Raw genomic sequence first — 19348 nt, 5'->3', positions numbered from 1 at the left:
CTGAATCAGGTAAACCCGCATCGCGGTTTTCCCTGAGCCCGCGCCGGATGCTTGCCGGCACGGCCTGACGGGCATTCCAGCGCAGCGGGCAGGGTGCCACATCATCCGATTGGACGATGGTTCGCGCGTCCGGATGGCCAAAGCTCACCATTCAGTGAATGTCCCGATGACGCCGGAATTAAGACACGTCTTAATCATGGCGGCGCGGATGAATCGCACCGAACACAAGTTGCATGGAGGATGGAGCGTGCTGATGGAGACGAGATGGGCCCCGCAAGAGAGCCAGTCAACGAGCGAGGAGGCCGACATCGGCGTCGCTGATTTCAGCGAGCTGATGGCGCGCATCTACCAGGGGCCGATGGAAACGCCGCCGTGGGCCGGCGCGCTCGAGATGGTTCGCCGGCTGCTGCAGGCCAGCTACGTGACGCTGATCCTGCGCGCGGCCGCGAGCGACCGTCGCGCGCCGCTGTCCGTGCATGCATCGGAGTTCGGCCCGGTCGTGCCGGGGGACGGCGAGGCGTCGTACAACAATTACTACTATTCGCTCGACCCGTTCGTCGGCCTGCCGGCCGATCGCGTGGTCACGGTCGACGACGTGTTCGGCGATACGGGCTGGCTGTCGAGCGAACTGTACAAGCAGTTCCTGAAGCCGCAGGACGTGCGCTACATTCTCGGCGCGGACCTGCGCACGCCGTCGGGCGTCGAGTGCCGGTTCCGCGTGTGCCGCAATCATGCGTCGAAGCAGTTCTCCGCGCGCGACAAGGCGATCTGCGCGCTGCTGCTGCCGCACCTGAAGCGGGCGGTCGAACTGCATTCGCGGCTCGACACGGCCGAGGTCGAGCGGTCGATCTATGCCAACGCGATCAACCGGATGCAGATCGGCACGATCACGCTCGACGAGAACGGCACGATCATCGACATGAACGGCGTCGCCGACGAGATCCTGAAGCAGAACAACGGTCTGACGATTGCGCGCGGCACGATCGAGGCGACCGATGCGCAGGAGAACCGCACGCTCAAGCGGCTGATCCGCCACGCGGTGATGGGGCATCACGGCACGGCCGCGGCGATCGTCGAGGCGATGCCGATCACGCGCGGCTTCGACAAGCCGCGCCTCGGGCTGCTGGTGCGCACCGTGCTGCTGTCCGACTGGTCGGAGGACAACAAGCGCCGGCCGGCCGTCACGCTGTTCCTGCGCGACCCCGACCGCAAGCCGCAAGGCGCGCAGGAAATCATCCGCAAGCTGTTCGACCTGACACCCGCCGAGACGTCGCTCGCGCTGCTGCTGACGAACGGGCTGACGCTCGAGGAGGCGGCGGAGGAGTCGGGGATCAGCAAGAACACGGCGCGTACGCACCTGCGCGCGATCTTCTCGAAGACGGGCGTGACGCGCCAGGCGACACTCGTGCGAATCCTGCTCGGGAGCGTGGTGCCGCTGGGATAAGTAGAGGCCGATGTCGATCCGTCGGAGTCGGCCGCATTCCTCTGGCGAGCCAGCGACAACGGTCGACGGGGCACGTGACGCTCGGCGATGGAGGCATCATGCAAAAGAGGCTCGCCCGTACATCCGGTTGCCGCTTTCTCGTTTGCCCTTTCAAAGGCCGCGGAGCCGGCCTTCGACATGCGTGCGGGTCTTGCCGCCGACCCAGATTTGACCAGCCTCGTCGCGGGTCAAATGAATGCGGCCATGGCGGCCGAGGCGTGTCCCCTGGGCGGCGACATAGTCGTCGTCAACCACACCTGTCGCGAACAGCCACTGCGCCATTGAAGCATTGAGGCTTCCAGTGACCGGGTCTTCGACGACGGTGCCCAGATGGTCGCTGAAGAAGGCGCGAACCTCGAAGGCCGCGTTGCCGCCTGTTGCATGAGGGCCGATAACGCCGACATCGATCCGGCCGGGCCAACCGCGGAGCGGATTGAGGGCGAGCACCGTTTCCGCCGATACCAGCCTGATGCCCAGCCATCCGGGACCGTTGTCGATCCAGGCGGCATCAAGGACATCGCCGGATTCGATCCCCAGCAGTCGCCGGGCCTGGTCCAATTCATCCTGTGTCGGCGCGCCGGAGCGGATCAGCGGCGGGGCGGCGAAGGAAAGCCGCTCGTGATTGCGTCGGATCGGAACCAGCCCGGCTCCGCATTCCTGGACGATTTCCGCTTCGCTCTTCGGCACGCGGCCCGTCGAGAGCCACGCATGACAGCTGCCGAGCGTCGGGTGCCCGGCAAAAGGCATCTCCCTGTCCAGCGTGAAGATCCTGACCCGGTAGTCCGCCTCAGGATGCGTGGGTGGCAAGAGAAAAGCGGTCTCGGACAGGTTGAACCACCGCGTCAGCCGCTGCATGTCATCCGTTGCCGGGGCATCGGCACCGATGACGACCGCCAGCGGATTGCCCGAAAGCGGCCCGGCGCCGAAGACATCGATCATATGGATCGCAAAGGTCATGACATCGCTCTTTCAATTCAGGTCAGTTCGTGATGGCGCCGACAAGCCGGGATATCAACGTTGCCAGGCAAGCAGATTGACTCCCGCAACGGCGAACACCGCGGATAGCGTGCCTTCGATCCAGCGCCGAAGACGGGTATACAGGGCGATCATCCGAGCGGTCGAGAAGAGGACCGCATAACCACCGAACACGATGACGCCGAGGAACGCGCAACCACCGATGATCGCCGGCAAGGTGCCGCCGGGGGCGTGCTCCTGAAGCCCAAGGGACATGATTGCCATCCAGGCCAGAACCGCCTTCGGGTTCCCGATATGCATGAGAATGCCCTGGCGGTAGAGCCGCCGATAGCGAGGTGTCGAGCGTCCTGGTTCCATCTTCGCGAAGCCGGAGCCCAGTTTCAGCGCCGATCTGCCCGTGCGGAACGCCAGGTAGAGCAGATAGACACCCCCAACCATCTTGATGACGAAAAGCGCCTCGGCATAGGCGGCCAGCACGGCGGAAACGCCGGTCGCCGCCAGGATCGCCCAGAAGAGTGAGCCCGTGATGACGCCGGCAGCCAGAACGAGGGCCGGCAGACGGCCGTCGCGCATCGCTGTTCCCATGATCGCCATGTTGCTCGGTCCGGGGCTGGCGGTGGCGATGAGGTAGGTGCCGTAGGCGAGTGCGATCTGACTGGCGATCATTCGAGTTTCTCCAAAGATGCGGGGCGTCTCCAGCGTTACGGCTGGAGGTCTCCGCGATGAACGATATGGACCTTGTTCCCGTCGGGGTCGCGCAGATACGCGCCGAAGTAGCCGTCACCGTAGTGGGGGCGTAACCCGGGTGCGCCGTCGTCCGTCCCGCCGTGCGCGAGACCGTTCGCGTAGGCCGTGTTCACGGCTTCTTGCGAGGGGGCCAGAAAGGCGACCATGCTGCCGTTGCCGATGGTCGCCGGCTCACCGTCGTACGGGATGTAGACATAGAAGCGCGGCAGCGGCGATTGACCGGTTACCCAGCAAAGCGCCGGAGGCCCGCCATCGGACGTGACGACGCGACGCTTCAGTCCGAGCGGAGCGAGCAGCGCGTCATAGAAACGGCCTGCCCGCCCAAGATCACGCGCCCCAACAGTTACATGGCTCAACATTCGACTCTCCACACGCCTGTCATGGCGATCAGGCGCCTCCAGAAATGCATGACCTCATCCAATCACATCGCGCATGTTACGCTTGTTGCTTTCATAAATAGTGTCACGTGACACTAATATTTGGGCGGCGAACATGCTTCTGCAATCCCCTTGGTCACCACGACTTGCCGACATCGACGCGAATACCGCCGAGCGGTTGGTCCTCGCCCTCGCCGACGACATCATCGAGGGGCGGCTGACGGGAGGCGACCGTCTGCCCGCTCATCGCGATCTCGCGTTGAAACTGGGGATTGGCCTTGGCACGGTGACGAAAGCCTATGCCTCGCTTGAACGGCGAGGCCTGACGCGCAGCATCAAGGGCCGAGGAACTTTCGTGGCGATCCGCCAGGCGCATCACGATCGCCAGATCGACCTTTCGTCCAATGTGCCGCCAGCCATGCTCGACGCGCGCTTGCTGGCGCGAACGTTGACGGGGATCGCACGCAAGATCGATGCGGACCATCTCAATCTCTATGCCCCGCCCGCCGGACATATGGAGCACCGACGTGTGCTGGCTCGCTGGCTCGAAACGCTGGGCCTGATGGTGGAACCGACGCATCTGGTGCTAACGAGCGGCGCCCGTCAGGCGCTATCGTTGGCCTTCGATCTTGCCTGTGGCTCGCAGGGGCTGCTTCTGACCGAGCGGATCACCTATCCTGGCGCGATCGCGCTGGCTCGGCGTAGCGGATATCGGATGCAGGGCGTCGAGACCGACGCGCAGGGGATGGCGCCGGGGGCACTGGCGGACGCACTCGACGGCATCGCGTCGACCGGCAGCAAGGCGGTCTATCTCACGCCGACGCTGCACAACCCGACCACCGCAACGATGGGCACGGAACGAAGGCAGGCCATCGTGGATATTTGCCGCCGGGCGGGCGCGTGGATCATCGAGGACGGCGTCTATGCGTCGGCAGAGCCGGCTTCGCCACCGCTTGCGGCGTTGGCGCCCGAGATCACCTTGCATGTGAACGGGCTGTCCAAATCGCTCGGCCCCGGTTTGCAGATCGGCGTGCTCGCGCTGCCGGCCGGACTCAACGACGCAGCGGAAGACGCGCTGCGGGACCTGCCAATGGCGCCGTCGGCGCTCTCTTGCGCAGTGGTTGAGGAGTGGCTGGCCACCGACGTCATCTCCTCGATCCAGCGGGACCTCCACCACGAGGCGCGGCGTCGATCCAATCTGGCCATCTCTCTGCTCGGCGCGAGCGAAGTGGTCTCGCATCCCGGCGCCTACAACGCGTGGCTGCCGATGGAGCGTGACGCTGCCAATCGTGTCGCATCCGTCGCAGCAGCGATGCGTATCAAGGTGACCCCTCCGGAATCCATGATGGTGAACCCGGAGGATCGGGCGAGCGGAATTCGACTTTGCCTCGGCGGCCCGTCGTTCGACGATCTGACAGAAGCACTGACCCTTCTGGCAGGGCTGATGAAGCAGCGCGCGTGACGCCACCGGGCGAGCACCGTACTAGCCGTTTGGTCGCAGGGTTTTGTATCTCTCCCCACTAACGGTAATTGGCGGCTCTTTGGTCCGGCGATTACCAAATCGTGCAAACGATCTGCTTCGATTCCACACGCCACACGCCTCGCTCATTTCAACATTATAGAAATAATGTCAAACAACAGGGGCGTGAAAATTGGATATTTAACGGTTTACGTTATATTATTAACGAAACTACCGACTCAAACCGTCATGTCCGACCTCGTTGCCGACGAATCCCGCCTGATCGCCGAAATCGACCGCCTGAGAGCCGATTTCCCGAAGACCCGCGAGCTCTATCGCGAGGTCTGCGCGTTGATGTTCTTCCGTTTCGGCGTCACGCCCACCGCGAACCGCCTTTACCAGCTCGTGCGCAAGGGCAGCATGAGCACGCCGACGGCGGTGCTCGGCGAGTTCTGGGCCGAGTTGCGGGAAAAGAGCCGGGTGCGCATCGAGCATCCGGATTTGCCGGCCGATCTGCAGGCGGCAGCGGGCGAGCTCGTCGCCGCGTTGTGGCGCCGCTCGAGTGCCGATGCCGCCGCAGCGCTCGATGCACTGCGCGCCGAAGTCGAAGCCGAGCGGGCCGCGGCGAAAGCGGAGGTCGCGGCATTGCAAGCCGACCTGTCCCGCACCGAAACCGCGCTGGAGCACCGCACGAGCGCGTTGCTGGCGGCCCAGGTGCGCATCCAGGAACTCGAGCAGGCGAGGGCGGCCGACGAAGCATCGCGCCGCGCGCTGCAAGCGGAAATCGAGCGGCTGAAGTCCGACAACGCGGACGCCGATCGCGCGCTGGCGCAGGCGCGCGCCGATTTCACGTCGCAACTCGACCGGCTGCGCGACGACGCGGGCCGGGCCGAGGAGCGCTTGCGTGCAGCGGAGAAGCGAGCGCTTCAGGAGATCGACCGCGAACGGCTCGCGGCCGCACGCGTTCAGAAGGAATTCGACGCGGCCACGGCTCGTGCCGAACAGCGCGATACGCAGCACCGCAAGGATCTCGCGGCACTGCAGGCGCAACTGGCCGACACGCAACACCGCTGCGGCATGCTCGAAGGCCAGCTCGACGGGGCCCGCGCGGCCAATGCCGCGTACGTCGGCGAACTCGACGCATTGCGTGCCGAACGCGCGTCACGCGCCCCCGCGCGCCGGGCGCCGGGTCGACCGGCGGGCGGCACCCTGCGTGCGGCGAAACCGGTCGCGAGGAAGCTCGCCCCCAAACCCGCGTGACTTGGGGCGCCACGGTGTGGCGACGACGTGTCCGCGACGCGGTGCGATTCGGGTAAAGTGCCGCTCAACTTGCCGGCTCGACCTTACTAGACGACCGGTCTAATCGTTGCTAAGATACGCCATCATGAATGCATCTTCAGGCGCGGAAGTCCGCCAGCACATCCTGAATATCGCGAAGCCGATCATGCTCCACAAGGGGTTTTCGGCGGTCGGTCTGAACGAGATTCTCGCCGCGGCGGGCATCCCGAAGGGCTCGTTCTACCATTACTTCGGCTCGAAGGAGGCGTTCGGCGAGGCGCTGCTCGAATCGTATTTCGAAGGCTATCTCGAGCACCTCGACAACCTGCTCAAGCACCCGGCCGGCACGGGCGCGCAGCGCCTGATGACGTACTGGGGCAACTGGCTGCGCACGCAGTGCGCGGACGATCCGGAAGGCAAGTGCCTCGCGGTGAAGCTCGGTGCGGAAGTGTCCGATTTGTCGGAGGCGATGCGCGCGGTCCTGCGGCGCGGCACCGGCCAGATCATCGAGCGGCTCGCGGGCGGGATCGAGGCCGGGTTGGCCGACGGTTCGCTGGGCGGCGTCGACGATCCGGCGCATACGGCCGCGATCCTTTACGAGCTGTGGCTGGGCGCGACGCTGCTGGAGAAGATTCACCGCGACCGCAAACCGCTCGAACGCGCGATGCTCGAAACACGGCGGATGCTGAACCTGCCGTCCTTCGAGCCTGACGGAGTGCAGTCGTAATGTGGGCGCGCGCAGGCGCGCCTTGTTTTTTGCGTGAGCGCTAGACGACTGGTCTACTTACGCTGAGGTCACATTGTTTTACCCGCGAGGCCGCGGCCCCGCCGCCGGCTGATTCGCCGGCAACGCCGCAGCCTCGCGCATCACGGTTGTCCAACGTTGATCCGATCGTGCCCGTGCACGTCCCTTCCTGTTGACGGAGGTTCCCATGCCGCAAGGCAAGGCAGCAAACCGCAGAATCATTCTGAATGCGCGCCCGGTCGGCGCGCCCACCCCGAACGACTTTCGTCTCGAAACCGGCGACGTACCGGTGCCCGGTGCCGGCCAGGTGCTGCTGCGCACGATCTGGCTGTCGCTCGACCCGTACATGCGCGGCCGGATGAGCGACGCGCCGTCGTATGCGCCGCCGGTCGAACTCGGCGACGTGATGGTCGGCGGCACGGTCAGCCGTGTCGTGGCGTCGAACCTGCCCGCGTATCGCGAAGGCGACCTGGTCGTCGCGCGCGGTGGCTGGCAGGACTATTCGCTGTCGGACGGCAGCGGTCTCATTCCGCTCGGCCGCGACTTCGCGCATCCGTCGCACGCGCTCGGCGTGCTCGGCATGCCGGGGTTCACCGCGTACACCGGGCTGCTGAAGATCGGCGAGCCGAAGGCCGGCGAAACCGTGGTCGTCGCCGCCGCGAGCGGGGCGGTCGGTGCGGTGGTCGGCCAGATCGCGAAGCTGAAGGGCTGCCGCGTGATCGGCGTCGCGGGCGGCGCCGACAAGGTCGCGTACGTGAAGGGCACGCTTGGCTTCGACGATTGCGTCGACCACCGCGATCCGCAATTCGCCGCCCGGCTGAAGGAAGCCTGTCCGAAGGGCATCGACGTCTATTTCGAGAACGTCGGCGGCGCCGTGTTCGATGCGGTGTGGCCGCTGCTCAACGAGCATGCGCGCGTGCCGGTGTGCGGACTGATCGCCCATTACAACGACACCGCGTTGCCGGCCGGCCCCGATCGCCTGCCGCTGCTGATGGGGACGATCCTGCGCAAGCGCATCCGGATGCAGGGCTTCATCATTTTCGATCATTACGCGACGGGCTACGCGCAGTTCCTGACGGAGATGAGCGAGTGGCTCGCGCAGGGCAAGGTGAAGGCGCTCGAGGATGTCATCCCCGATCTCGCCGATGCGCCGAACGCGCTGATCGGCTTGCTCGCCGGCAAGAATTTCGGCAAGGTCGTCGTGCGCGTGGGTCCGGACGAACTGGCCTGACACCGGCGCAAGACGACACACGACGATTGCACGCTGGCGTCGCGAGACGCCGGCTTGTGGCATGCTCGATTCCGTTTCGAAAGGAGTGACAAAGATGGCGCTTCACGTGATTGCTTCCCTGTTCCTGAAACCCGAACACGCGCAGGCCGCCGAGGCCGAATTGCGCAGCATGGTCGCCAAGACGCGCGTCGAGCCGGGCAACCGGCGCTACGACCTGTTCCGCGAGCAGGACGGTTCGCCGAACCTGCACCTGTACGAGATCTACGACGACCAGGCCGCGTTCGACGCGCACCTCGCCAGCCCGCATTTCACGGAATTTCGCGTGAAGTCGGCCGACTGGTTCGCGGCGCCGCCCGTCATCAAGGTGCTGTCGGGCATCGACGTGGCCGAGTAACGACGCGGTACCCCCGTCACGGCCCGTTCTCGCCCGGGACCGTGCGGCAGCCGTCACGCATGACGCAACGGCGATGACAACGACAACGCGGCGCAGCGCATCGTTCGCGCCGCTTCCCCAATACACCGTCCCCGGAGGCTGAATGGTCACCCTCAACATCAACGGCGAGAACCGCACGGTCGACGCCCCCGACGACATGCCCCTGCTGTGGGTCCTGCGCGACGTCGTCGGCCTGACCGGCACGAAATTCGGCTGCGGGATCGCGCAATGCGGCGCGTGCACCGTGCATCTCGACGGCGTCGCCGCACGCGCATGCGTGCTGCCGGTCGCGGCCGTCGCGGGCCGCAGGATCACGACGATCGAAGCCGTCGGCGCGACGCCGGCCGGGCAGAAGGTCCAGCAGGCATGGCGCGAGCTCGACGTCGTCCAGTGCGGCTACTGCCAGTCCGGGCAGGTGATGGCGGCCACCGCGCTGATCGCATCGAACCCGAACCCGAGCGACGCCGACATCGACGCGGCGATGGCCGGCAACATCTGCCGCTGCGGTACCTACAACCGGATTCGCGCGGCGGTCAAACACGCCGCGAAGGGGGCATGAGATGAAACAGCCACCACGCTCACTTTGTTCGCTGCCCCGCGAGGGGGCGGTCAGCCTCGTTGAGGCGGCTCTGCGGAGGCTGACATGTCGCGAGGACTGATCGAAGCAGGTCGGGCCGGCGCGGGCGTGTCGCGCCGTTCGTTTCTCAAGGCGGGCATGTCGCTCGGCGCGGCGGCGGGCGGCGGCCTGCTGCTCGGCTTCAGCATGCCGGCGGCGGGCGATGATGCACGCCGCTCGGTGATCGGCGGCGATGCGGACGAAAGCGCGCGCGCCGGCGTATTCGCGCCGAACGCGTTCGTGCAGATCGACCGCGCCGGCAAGGTCACGCTGGTGATGCCGAAGGTCGAAATGGGCCAGGGCGTCTACACGGCGCTGCCGATGCTGATCGCCGAGGAACTCGAGGTGCCGCTGTCGAACGTCACGCTCGACCATGCGCCCCCGAACGAGAAGCTGTTCCTCGATCCGCTGCTCGGCGGCCAGCTGACCGGCGGCTCGACGTCGGTGCGCTACGCGTGGGAACCGCTGCGCCGCGCGGGCGCGACCGCACGCACGCTGCTGGTTTCGGCGGCGGCGAAACAATGGAACGTCGATCCGGCCAGCTGCCGGGCGGCGAACGGCGAAGTGCAGCACACGCCGAGCGGCCGGCGCGCATCGTACGGCCAGCTCGCGGACGCCGCGTCGAAGCTGCCGGTGCCGAAGGACGTCGCGCTGAAGCAGCCGGCCGATTTCAAGCTGATCGGCAAGCCGGTGAAGCGGCTCGACTCGCCGGAGAAGGTCGACGGCACCGCGCAGTTCGGGCTCGACGTGCGCGTGCCAGGCATGCTGTATGCGGTGATCGTGAACAGCCCGGTGTTCGGCGGCACGGTCGCGAGCGTCGACGACACGGCCGCGAAGAAGATCCCCGGCGTGCGCCAGGTGGTGCGCGCGGACAACGCGGTCGCGGTGGTCGGCGATCACACGTGGGCCGCGAAGCGCGGCGCGTCGGCGCTCGTCGTGAAGTGGAACGAAGGCGCGGGCGCGAAGGTGTCGACGAAGGACATCGTCGCCGATCTCGCGCAGGCCGCCGCGAACGGGAAGGGCGCGGTCGCGCGCAAGGACGGCGACGTCGGCCGCGCGTTCGCGAACGCGAAGACGCGCATCGATGCCGTCTACGAACAGCCGCTCCTTGCGCACGCAACGATGGAGCCGGTGAACTGCACGGTGCACGTGCGCGGCGACGGCTGCGAGATCTGGGTCGGCACGCAGGTGCCGACGCGGGCGGTCGACACCGTGCAGAAGCTCACGGGTCTCGCGCCCGACCGGATCGTCGTGCACAACCACCTGCTCGGCGGCGGTTTCGGCCGACGGCTCGAAACGGACATGATCGGCCAGGCCGTGAAGATCGCGAAGCAGGTCAACGCGCCGGTGAAGGTCGTGTGGACGCGCGAGGAAGACATCCAGCACGACATGTATCGCCCGTACTACTACGACCGGATCTCGGCCGGCCTCGACGCGAACGGCAAGCCGGTCGCATGGCAGCACCGGATCGTCGGTTCGTCGATCCTCGCGCGCTTCGCACCGCCGGCCTTCAAGGACGGCGTCGATCCCGACGCGGTCGAGGTTGCCAACGACCTGCCGTACGACCTGCCGAACCAGTTGATCGACTACGTGCGCCAGGAACCGCGCCACGTGCCGACCGCGTTCTGGCGCGGCGTCGGGCCGACCCGCAGCACGTTCGTCGTCGAGAGCTTCATCGACGAACTCGCGGCGCAGGCCAAGACCGATCCCGTCCAGTACCGCCGCGCGCTGCTCGACAAGACGCCGCGTGCGCGCAACGTGCTCGATGTCGCGACGAAGGCGGCCGGCTGGGGCACGCCGCTGCCGAAGGGGCAAGGGCGCGGCGTATCGGTGATGCACGCGTTCGGCAGCTTCTTCTCGATCGTCATCGACGTCGCGGTGGAAGGCGGCGAAGTGCAGGTCAAGCGTGCCGTGTGCGCGGTCGACTGCGGGATGGCCGTGAATCCGAGCACGATCGAGGCGCAGGTGCAGGGCGGCATCATCTTCGGGATCACGGGCGCGCTGTATGGCGAGATCACGATCGAGGACGGCCGCGTCGTGCAGAGCAACTTCACCGACTACCGGGTGATGCGCATCAACGAGACGCCGCCGATCGAGGTTCATCTCGTCAAAAGCGCCGAGGCGCCGGGCGGAATCGGCGAGCCGGGCACCGCGGCGACCGCGGCTGCCGTGTCGAACGCGATCTTCGCGGCGACCGGCACGCGGCTGCGCAAGCTGCCGGTCGGCAACCAGCTGAAGACGGCTTGAGGGGAGGACACGAACCATGCGAAACCTCACCTCGAATCGTCCGAACCGCCTGAATCGCGCCGCTCGCACGTTCGGCACGTCGTTGATCGCGCTGTCCGCACTGATGGCCGGCACGACGGCGCATGCCGCGCAAGCGGCCGCCGCCGACAGCGCGCTGGTCGCACGCGGCGCGTATCTTGCGAAGGCCGGCGATTGCGTCGCGTGCCACACCGCGCCGCGCGGCACGCCGTTCGCCGGCGGCCTGAAGATGGTCACGCCGATGGGCGCGATCTACACGACCAACATCACGCCCGACCCGGACACGGGCATCGGCGGCTATACGGAAGCCGATTTTGCGAACGCGTTGCGCAAGGGCGTCGCGAAGGACGGCCACAACCTGTATCCGGCGATGCCGTATCCGTCGTACGCGAAGCTGAAGGACGACGACGTGAAGGCGCTGTACGCGTACCTCATGCACGGCGTCGAGCCGGTGAAGCAGGCGAACCGGGCGTCCGACATCCCGTGGCCGCTCAACATGCGCTGGCCGCTCGCGTTGTGGAACATGGTGTTCCTCGATACGACGCCTTATGCCGACAAGCCGGCCAAGGACGCGATGTGGAACCGCGGCGCGTATCTCGTGCAGGGGCTCGGGCACTGCGGATCGTGCCATACGCCGCGCGGTGTAGGCTTCCAGGAGAAGGCGCTGGACGAGGGCGGTTCGGCGTTCCTGTCGGGCGCGCCGATCGACAACTGGTTCGCGTCGAACCTGACCGGCGAGCACAATACCGGGCTGGGCCGCTGGAGCGATGCGGATATCGCGCAATTCCTGAAGACCGGCGCGAACCGGCATGCGACCGCGTTCGGCTCGATGGTCAGCGTGATCAACCACAGCACGCAGGAACTGACCGACGACGATCTGGCGGCGATGTCCCGCTACCTGAAATCGCTGCCGGCAGCGGGTGGCACGGGCGCGCCGCCTTACCGTTACGAGCCGAAGGCGACGCAGGTCGTGCTGGGCCGGCCGGCGAACGATCCGGGCGCAAAGGTGTATAACGCTTACTGCCTGCATTGTCATGGCGCGGACGGCCGCGGCTACGCGCCGCTGCTCGCGCCGCTCGCCGGCAACCCGAACGTGCTCGAGGCCGATGCCGCGTCGCTGATCAACGTGACGTTGAACGGCAGCGAGTCGCTCGTGATCGGTGGCGTGCCGTCCGCGTACCCGATGCCGGCGTTCGCGAACCAGCTGAACGACCAGCAGATCGCCGACGTGCTGACGTTCATGCGCGCCGGCTGGAACAACGGCGCGCCGGCCGTGCAGGCGGCGGAGGTCGCGAAACTCCGCAAGGCGACGGCGGCCGCGCGCTGAGCGCCGAGCGCGGCCGACCGTGGCGGACGACGACGGGCATGCGTGCCGCACGCCGGTCGTCGCACATTGCCGGGTGCAGGGCGCCCGGTGGCGCAGCTCTTTCTGTCAACCGGCGTGCGGCCGTTCGCGGCCGCGCGCGTTTTATCGACGTAAAACTGGGGTGTCTGGATGGCTAACGTGACTTATACGGATACGCAACTGCTGATCGACGGCGAGTGGGTCGACGCCGCGAGCGGCAAGACGATCGACGTCGTGAACCCGGCGACGGGCAAGGCGATCGGCAAGGTGGCCCACGCGGGCATCGCCGATCTCGATCGCGCGCTGGCCGCGGCGCAGCGCGGTTTCGAAGCATGGCGCAAGGTGCCCGCGCACGAGCGCGCGGCGACGATGCGCAAGGCGGCCGCGCTGGTGCGCGAGCGCGCCGACACGATCGCGCAGCTGATGACGCAGGAGCAGGGCAAGCCGCTGACGGAAGCGCGTGTGGAAGTGCTGTCGGCCGCCGACATCATCGAATGGTTCGCGGACGAAGGCCGCCGCGTCTATGGCCGGATCGTGCCGCCGCGCAATCTCGGCGCGCAGCAGACCGTCGTGAAGGAGCCGGTCGGACCGGTCGCGGCGTTCACGCCGTGGAATTTCCCGGTCAACCAGGTCGTGCGCAAGCTGAGCGCCGCGCTGGCGACCGGCTGTTCGTTCCTCGTGAAGGCGCCGGAAGAAACCCCGGCATCGCCGGCCGCGCTGCTGCGCGCGTTCGTCGACGCGGGCGTGCCGGCCGGTGTGATCGGTCTCGTGTACGGCGATCCGGCGGAAATCTCGTCGTACCTGATTCCGCATCCGGTGATCCGCAAGGTGACGTTCACGGGCTCGACGCCGGTCGGCAAGCAACTCGCGGCGCTCGCGGGCCAGCACATGAAGCGCGCGACGATGGAGCTGGGCGGCCACGCGCCGGTGATCGTCGCCGAGGACGCGGACGTCGCGCTGGCGGTGAAGGCCGCCGGTGGCGCGAAGTTCCGCAACGCGGGCCAGGTGTGCATCTCGCCGACGCGTTTCCTCGTGCACAACAGCATCCGCGACGAATTCACGCGTGCGCTGGTCGCGCATGCGCAGGGGCTGAAGGTCGGCAACGGCCTCGAGGAAGGCACGACGCTCGGCGCGCTGGCGAACCCGCGCCGGCTGACCGCGATGGCGTCGGTCGTCGAGAACGCGCGCAAGGTCGGCGCGAGCATCGAGACGGGCGGCGAACGGATCGGCTCGGAAGGCAACTTCTTCGCGCCGACCGTGATCGCGAACGTGCCGCTCGAAGCGGACGTGTTCAACAACGAGCCGTTCGGCCCGGTCGCGGCGATCCGCGGTTTCGACAAGCTCGAGGATGCGATCGCCGAAGCCAATCGCCTGCCGTTCGGGCTGGCCGGCTATGCGTTCACGCGTTCGTTCGCGAACGTGCACCTGCTGACGCAGCGCCTCGAAGTCGGGATGCTGTGGATCAACCAGCCGGCGACGCCGTGGCCGGAAATGCCGTTCGGCGGCGTGAAGGATTCGGGCTACGGGTCGGAAGGCGGGCCGGAAGCGCTGGAGCCGTATCTCGTCACGAAGTCGGTGACGGTGATGGCGGTCTGATGACCGGGTGGTCGCGTGCGTGCCGCCGTTTGCGCGGTGCGCACGCGGCATGGCGTTGCCGAGAGCCGGGTGTTCTGCCCGGCCTTGTTTTTTCTGATTCGTTCACCGTCGGTCACCGTGGCGTCCAGTCTCGCCCGGATCACGAGCACTCCATCGCCACGGCGTTTGTCGATTGACTGAGCCTGATCTCGCCCAGGTAGGCGCTGTCGCCCAATCTGCACTCGCGCCAGGCATTGCCGCGGGCATGCCGGATTTGGACTCTGTAGAGGCCGCTGCCCCTGGCCAGGCCGTCGAACCGGAAATCGCCGAAGCCGTCCGAGACGGTTTCGGCCACCTGCCGATTACCTGCATATAAGACGACGACCGCATCCGTGACACACTCGACCACGTCTCCTGCCTGAGCACTGACACTTCCGCCGACGAAGCACGTTTCCCACCGTTCGAGGCCGCTATACCACACGCGGGGCTTCGTGCTCAGGTTGGGTCGCAATACCTTGAGTCCCTCGCGCCTGGCCTTGTCGGCCATCGCCGTGTCATCGAGCTTGACCGTCTCGAAGACATCGGTGGGGCACGACTGCTGACAACGCGGGCGGGACCAGCCCTGGTCGAGCAAATGCGCATCGAAGATCCAGATCTGGGGCAGTTGCAGTTCTTCGTTCCAGACGATCGCCTTATAAGGGCACGCCTTGACGATGTCCTTTCGGCCTCGCGCCTTGTCCGGATCGATGATGACGATGCCGTCGGCGCGCTTGCGAATGGCGCTGCCGCCCACACGCATGCAGGGCGCGTCGTCGCAGTGGTTGCACATGACCGGCAGATAAGTGGTCTCGATCATGTGCGAAGCACCCTGTACACGACGCAGGATGCGGATGGGGCTCTCGGCACTGGCCGAAGCGGGTGCCGCGTAGCCGGGGAAGTCATTGCCGACGTGCTCGTCCCGCGCGGCGATCACGCAGTTCTGGCAGTTCTCGCAACGGCCGACGTTGATGATCAGGTTCCACTTGCTCATTTGACATTCCTCACGCTGCGCGACCGAGCATGAATGCCTCGGCACCGCGCCATTTCTCGACCTGCACCAGGCAGGAATTCGGGCTCATGCTGCTGGTGCCGGCGGTCTGAGGCCGGTCGGGGGTCAGCATGTTCATGCAGCCGCCGATCTCGACTTGCTCGCCATCGATTTCGATCAGCTGAAATTCAGCGCTTGCCTCGTAGGATTTCACGACTCCAGCGTTCACCAGGGGCGAGACATCGGCCGCACAGATCACGGCGCCGCGGTCGTTGTGTACTTTGACGAGATCGCGATGGGCGATGCATCGAACAGCGGCGTCTGCCGGGTTGAGCCTCAGCAGCCAGAACCGGTGCCCCGCGATCAGCGCGCGATGATCGTCGATGCCGTTCACGGCAGAATTCTTTCCGTCACCGTGGGTATGAAAGCTGTAGCGGCTGTGGGTGGCGACCAGTTGCAGCGGGTAGCGCCGGGCCAGGTCCGAGCGCAACCCCTCCCAGGAGGGGATATATCGGTTGAGCGGGGGGCGCTCCGGATTGTCCGCGGTGTGCCGCTTCAGCAACTCGGGCACGAACTCCAGCTTGCCGCTCGGCGTCTGCAGGCCCTTGCCGAACCGCTCCGAGAACTGTGACGGCAGCGGATGAGGTTCCGGCAGGTCCTTCTTCCTGTCTTCCGCATACCAACGCATGTCCACGGGATGGCGCAGTTCGGGCTTTTCGGGCGGCACGACGAAATAGCCCTTGCGGCAAAATTCGCGCCACGAAATGTGATCGGGCAGATCCGACGAGTCGAAGACGCGCTTGACCCAGTCGAGATCCCCGCAGCCTTCGGTGAAAATGCCACCTAGGCCCAACCGGGTCAGGATGGCAGTGAAAATGTCGTAGTCGGAGCGGGACTCGCCCAGGGGTTCGATGCACTTGTGCTGCAGCGTCAGCATGCGATGGTTGACCGTGCCATACCCGTGGTGGGCGTAGCCGCCCGAATTCGCCCATTCTCCGATGTCCCAACGCTCCAGCGAAGTGCACGCGGGCAGGATGATGTCGGCGAACTGGGCTTCGCCCTCCATCCAGATCGACTGATTGACGACGAACTCGATGCTCGAGTGCCGGTAGGCCTGCGTCCAGCGTCCGGAATTCGTCACGGTGCTGAACGCGGATCCGCCGTAGCGATAGATCATGTGGATCGGCGAATAGCCGGGCATCGGGTAGGTGAACGGCGCAAACTGGGCTTCCTGGGACATGCCGTCCCAGAGATAACCGGTGGCGTGACCGTTGAGGATCGCATCGGGCATCTGCTGTCGCGGCACCATTTGCTTGACGGGATTCATGGTCAGGATATGCGGCATGCGCTGGTAGTTGTCCACCGCATTGGCGGTCCACGCCAGGTCGCCTGAAATGCCGCCATCCGCGTAGCCGGGGAAGTAGAACTGGAGATCGTGCGGGACGCCGATTTCGAGGCAGCCGAAATTCACCCCCGGCTTGCCCCAGCCCTGCATGGACATCATCATGATCATGCAGCGCGCCCATTGCGCGCCGGTCGCCCCGCGGCCCGCGCCGCCGAATCCCGCGCCGGTCATCCCGACGGCGAGATGCACCTTCTTCTTCCCCCACAGGCGCGCAAGCGCACGGGCGTCCTTGGCCGGCACGCCGGTCTCGCTCTCCTGCCACTCGGGCGTCTTGGGGGTACCGTCGGTTTCGCCCAGCAGGTAGGCTTTCCAATCGTCGAAACCGGTCGTGCGCGTCGCGACGTAATCCTTGTCGTACAGGCCCTCCACGGTCCAGACGTACATGATGGCGGTTGCCAGGGCAGCATCGGTTTGCGGCCGGATCGGGATCCAGCGCCCGCCCAGTAGCTGTGCGGTGGGATTGCAGTGCGGGTCGATGTGAACGAACTCGATGCCGAGTTCCTTGGCCCACAGGCGGCGCGGGGTTCCCTCGAATCCTGCGTAGGCTCCGTTGGTACTTTCGGGGTCGCAGGACCAGAACACGATCATTTCGGCTTCCTTGAGACCGTCCTCGAGGCCCCCGTAGCCGGAGGGCACGCCGACGCGCATCGAGTTGCCGAAATGATGCATGGCGCCCCAGTACCAGCCTTCCCAGCTGTCCGGATTCGCGGCAACCCGGGTGAAGCCGATCAGGTTGGCGAAGCGCGTCAGCGCGCTGAGGTAGTAGCCGACGTTGCCCCACTGGTGGTGGGACGACATCGGGAACGTGATGGAACCGGGGCCGTGAACACGCTTCTGCCGGTTGATCTCCTTGGCGACGATGTCCAGGGCCTCGTCCCAGCTGATACGCACATAGCCGGACTTGCCCCGGTTCTGCGGATTGCGCTCGCCGTCCGGGTCGAAGTCGACCCGTTTCATCGGGTGAAGGATGCGCTTGTCGGAGTAGACCAGCGACTTGAGGGTCAACGCGTGGGGCGCGACCAGTCCGCGCCGTGGCGGGCTGAAGCGGCGTCCACGTGCCTCGATCACCCAGCTTGACGCATCCGTATCGTCCAGCTCGATGGGCGTCACGCGGACGATGCGGCCATCCTTGACGTAGACGAACAGGGGGCCGCCATTGGTGCAGGTGGTGTAGCGTCGGGTGCCGTCGCGCATGGGCGTGCCCATCGTCAGGCCGACCGTGCGCGTCATGCTCAGGGTTTGCATGAGCCAGACCAGCAGTTCGTCCTCGCCCTCGGTGACCACCTTGAAGTTCTTGGCGGCGTGGACGATCTCGCCCTGGTCCGGGTTCGGGGAAAGGAACTTCAGGGCGGTGGCGACGTCCTTGAAGGCCATGCGCACATCGGGCCGCGCATGCTTGCCGGCGCGCGACCGAATGCGGCCATTCCTGAACTCGATGGCGCGACCGATGCTTTGATCCATGAGCCCGATCCACGCGACGAGATTGCGCTCCTTGAGGCGATCGCGGTAGGCGGGGAAGCGGCGCGCCGTCAGGTCCAGAACCTTGGGCAATGCAAAAAGAATGGTCTTGAGAGCCTGTCGTTTCATCGTTCGATCCAAAGTGTTGCTTCCATGCGGGGGGCTGGCATCGGGACGCACCCGCTAGAACGTGTAAGCGACGTTCAGGAAGACGTTGACGGGATTGAGTCGGAGCGTCGATGTGGAAACGATCTGCGTGCCGGTTGCGGTCTGTCCGTATAACGTGAGGTGGGTCTTCACCGGCATGTAGCCGACGGAAGCACCGACCGACCAATGTTTGGTCATCGCGTAACTCGCCCCGAGCTCGAACACCGGGTTCCACGATGAACTGAGTGTCGCGCGCGCCGAGCCGCCCGGCCCGAAGCTGTCGGTGACGAACTGGCGATTGGTCGCCCGAACCTGGGTGAACCACGTGTAGTTGACGCCAAGTCCTACGTACGGACGGAATTTCGATTCAGCTGAAAACAGGTGATATCGAAGTTCGACGGCGGGCGGCATCGGCCTTGTCGTGCCGAGGGTTCCGTACTTCTGCAACGTCCCGTCACCGACAAGATTGACTGTCAGTGGCAGTCCGAACAGCATGGCGACACCAATGTTGTCGGTGACGTAGTACTCGGTGGTGATGCCCATCGTATCCGTCGAGCTGGCATGCGCCCCGGTACCACCCATTTGCTGATTCACCGTTACGCCGCCGATACTTTGCACGGTCAGGGGCGTCGCGTCGCCCTGGGGCGCGACGTGCAGCCATCCAACCGACGTAGTGATGCTTCCGGCCGTCTGCGCATCTGCGTTGTCGGCAAGTGCAGCCGTGCAGATGCAAACCATTGCACCTGCGAAACTCGTCGTTCGCCTCAATTTCATTTTGCGTC

The 19348-nt window shown here is 66.0% G+C and carries 16 protein-coding genes; 10 read left to right on the top strand and 6 right to left on the bottom strand.

The features are described 5' to 3' along the window. The first annotated feature begins 253 nt into the window (after positions 1–253). Positions 254–1444 (top strand): helix-turn-helix transcriptional regulator, encoded by a 1191-nt coding sequence (locus tag DIE12_RS00855; RefSeq protein WP_044843154.1) that lies wholly within the window; start codon positions 254–256, stop codon positions 1442–1444. Positions 1445–1594: 150 nt separating this feature from the next. Here DIE12_RS00855 and DIE12_RS00850 read toward each other — a convergent pair whose 3' ends face one another. Genes DIE12_RS00850 through DIE12_RS00840 form a run of 3 tightly spaced genes read right to left on the bottom strand, consistent with a single transcriptional unit; the run spans position 1595 to position 3564 of the window. Further along, positions 1595–2440: a PhzF family phenazine biosynthesis protein gene (locus DIE12_RS00850; protein WP_124519465.1), complete on the bottom strand. Its 846-nt coding sequence runs from the start codon at positions 2438–2440 to the stop codon at positions 1595–1597. Between the two features lie 54 nt (positions 2441–2494). Beyond that, entirely contained in the window at positions 2495–3124 is a 630-nt protein-coding gene (locus tag DIE12_RS00845; protein ID WP_124519464.1) for a LysE family translocator, read from the bottom strand. Between the two features lie 35 nt (positions 3125–3159). Further along, positions 3160–3564, bottom strand: coding sequence for a VOC family protein (locus DIE12_RS00840; protein ID WP_124519463.1), 405 nt, complete (start codon positions 3562–3564; stop codon positions 3160–3162). Between the two features lie 133 nt (positions 3565–3697). Between DIE12_RS00840 and DIE12_RS00835 the strand changes: the two genes are divergently transcribed. From DIE12_RS00835 to DIE12_RS00795, 9 genes are all read left to right on the top strand, one after another. Beyond that, positions 3698–5044 carry a PLP-dependent aminotransferase family protein gene (locus tag DIE12_RS00835; protein ID WP_124484830.1) on the top strand — a complete coding sequence of 449 codons (1347 nt, stop codon included), beginning with the start codon at positions 3698–3700 and terminating at the stop codon, positions 5042–5044. Between the two features lie 246 nt (positions 5045–5290). Further along, a complete protein-coding gene (locus DIE12_RS00830; RefSeq protein ID WP_124519697.1) occupies positions 5291–6301 on the top strand; it encodes a DNA-binding protein in 1011 nt (336 codons plus the stop codon). Between the two features lie 124 nt (positions 6302–6425). Then, the gene (locus tag DIE12_RS00825) at positions 6426–7046 is read left to right on the top strand and encodes a TetR/AcrR family transcriptional regulator (protein ID WP_044843116.1); all 621 of its coding nucleotides are present in this window, start codon (positions 6426–6428) and stop codon (positions 7044–7046) included. Between the two features lie 205 nt (positions 7047–7251). After that, positions 7252–8295, top strand: a complete 1044-nt coding sequence (locus DIE12_RS00820) for an NADP-dependent oxidoreductase (protein ID WP_124519462.1) — start codon at positions 7252–7254, stop codon at positions 8293–8295. Between the two features lie 94 nt (positions 8296–8389). Further along, positions 8390–8689 carry a putative quinol monooxygenase gene (locus DIE12_RS00815; protein WP_044843118.1) on the top strand — a complete coding sequence of 100 codons (300 nt, stop codon included), beginning with the start codon at positions 8390–8392 and terminating at the stop codon, positions 8687–8689. Positions 8690–8831: 142 nt separating this feature from the next. Further along, entirely contained in the window at positions 8832–9287 is a 456-nt protein-coding gene (locus tag DIE12_RS00810; RefSeq protein ID WP_124484828.1) for a (2Fe-2S)-binding protein, read from the top strand. 84 nt (positions 9288–9371) lie between these two features. Further along, entirely contained in the window at positions 9372–11591 is a 2220-nt protein-coding gene (locus DIE12_RS00805; protein WP_124519461.1) for a xanthine dehydrogenase family protein molybdopterin-binding subunit, read from the top strand. A 16-nt stretch (positions 11592–11607) separates the two neighbouring features. Next, positions 11608–12936 carry a cytochrome c gene (locus DIE12_RS00800; protein WP_185500285.1) on the top strand — a complete coding sequence of 443 codons (1329 nt, stop codon included), beginning with the start codon at positions 11608–11610 and terminating at the stop codon, positions 12934–12936. A 168-nt stretch (positions 12937–13104) separates the two neighbouring features. Next, entirely contained in the window at positions 13105–14550 is a 1446-nt protein-coding gene (locus DIE12_RS00795) for an NAD-dependent succinate-semialdehyde dehydrogenase (protein ID WP_124519460.1), read from the top strand. 139 nt (positions 14551–14689) lie between these two features. Here DIE12_RS00795 and DIE12_RS00790 read toward each other — a convergent pair whose 3' ends face one another. From DIE12_RS00790 to DIE12_RS00780, 3 genes are read right to left on the bottom strand one after another with little or no spacing between them, the layout of a single operon-like run. After that, on the bottom strand, positions 14690–15559 hold the full coding sequence (locus tag DIE12_RS00790) for a 4Fe-4S dicluster domain-containing protein (RefSeq protein WP_124519459.1): 870 nt from the start codon (positions 15557–15559) through the stop codon (positions 14690–14692). 10 nt (positions 15560–15569) lie between these two features. Next, positions 15570–18548, bottom strand: coding sequence for a molybdopterin-dependent oxidoreductase (locus DIE12_RS00785; protein ID WP_124519458.1), 2979 nt, complete (start codon positions 18546–18548; stop codon positions 15570–15572). Between the two features lie 54 nt (positions 18549–18602). Further along, entirely contained in the window at positions 18603–19340 is a 738-nt protein-coding gene (locus DIE12_RS00780) for an OmpW family protein (RefSeq protein ID WP_124519457.1), read from the bottom strand. Positions 19341–19348: the final 8 nt, after the last annotated feature.

Origin of the sequence: Burkholderia sp. Bp9015, from assembly GCF_003853505.1 — a bacterium.
Classification (GTDB): domain Bacteria; phylum Pseudomonadota; class Gammaproteobacteria; order Burkholderiales; family Burkholderiaceae; genus Burkholderia.
Note: the sequence above shows the minus strand (reverse complement) of the source record. Positions and strands in the feature narration are given on the sequence as shown.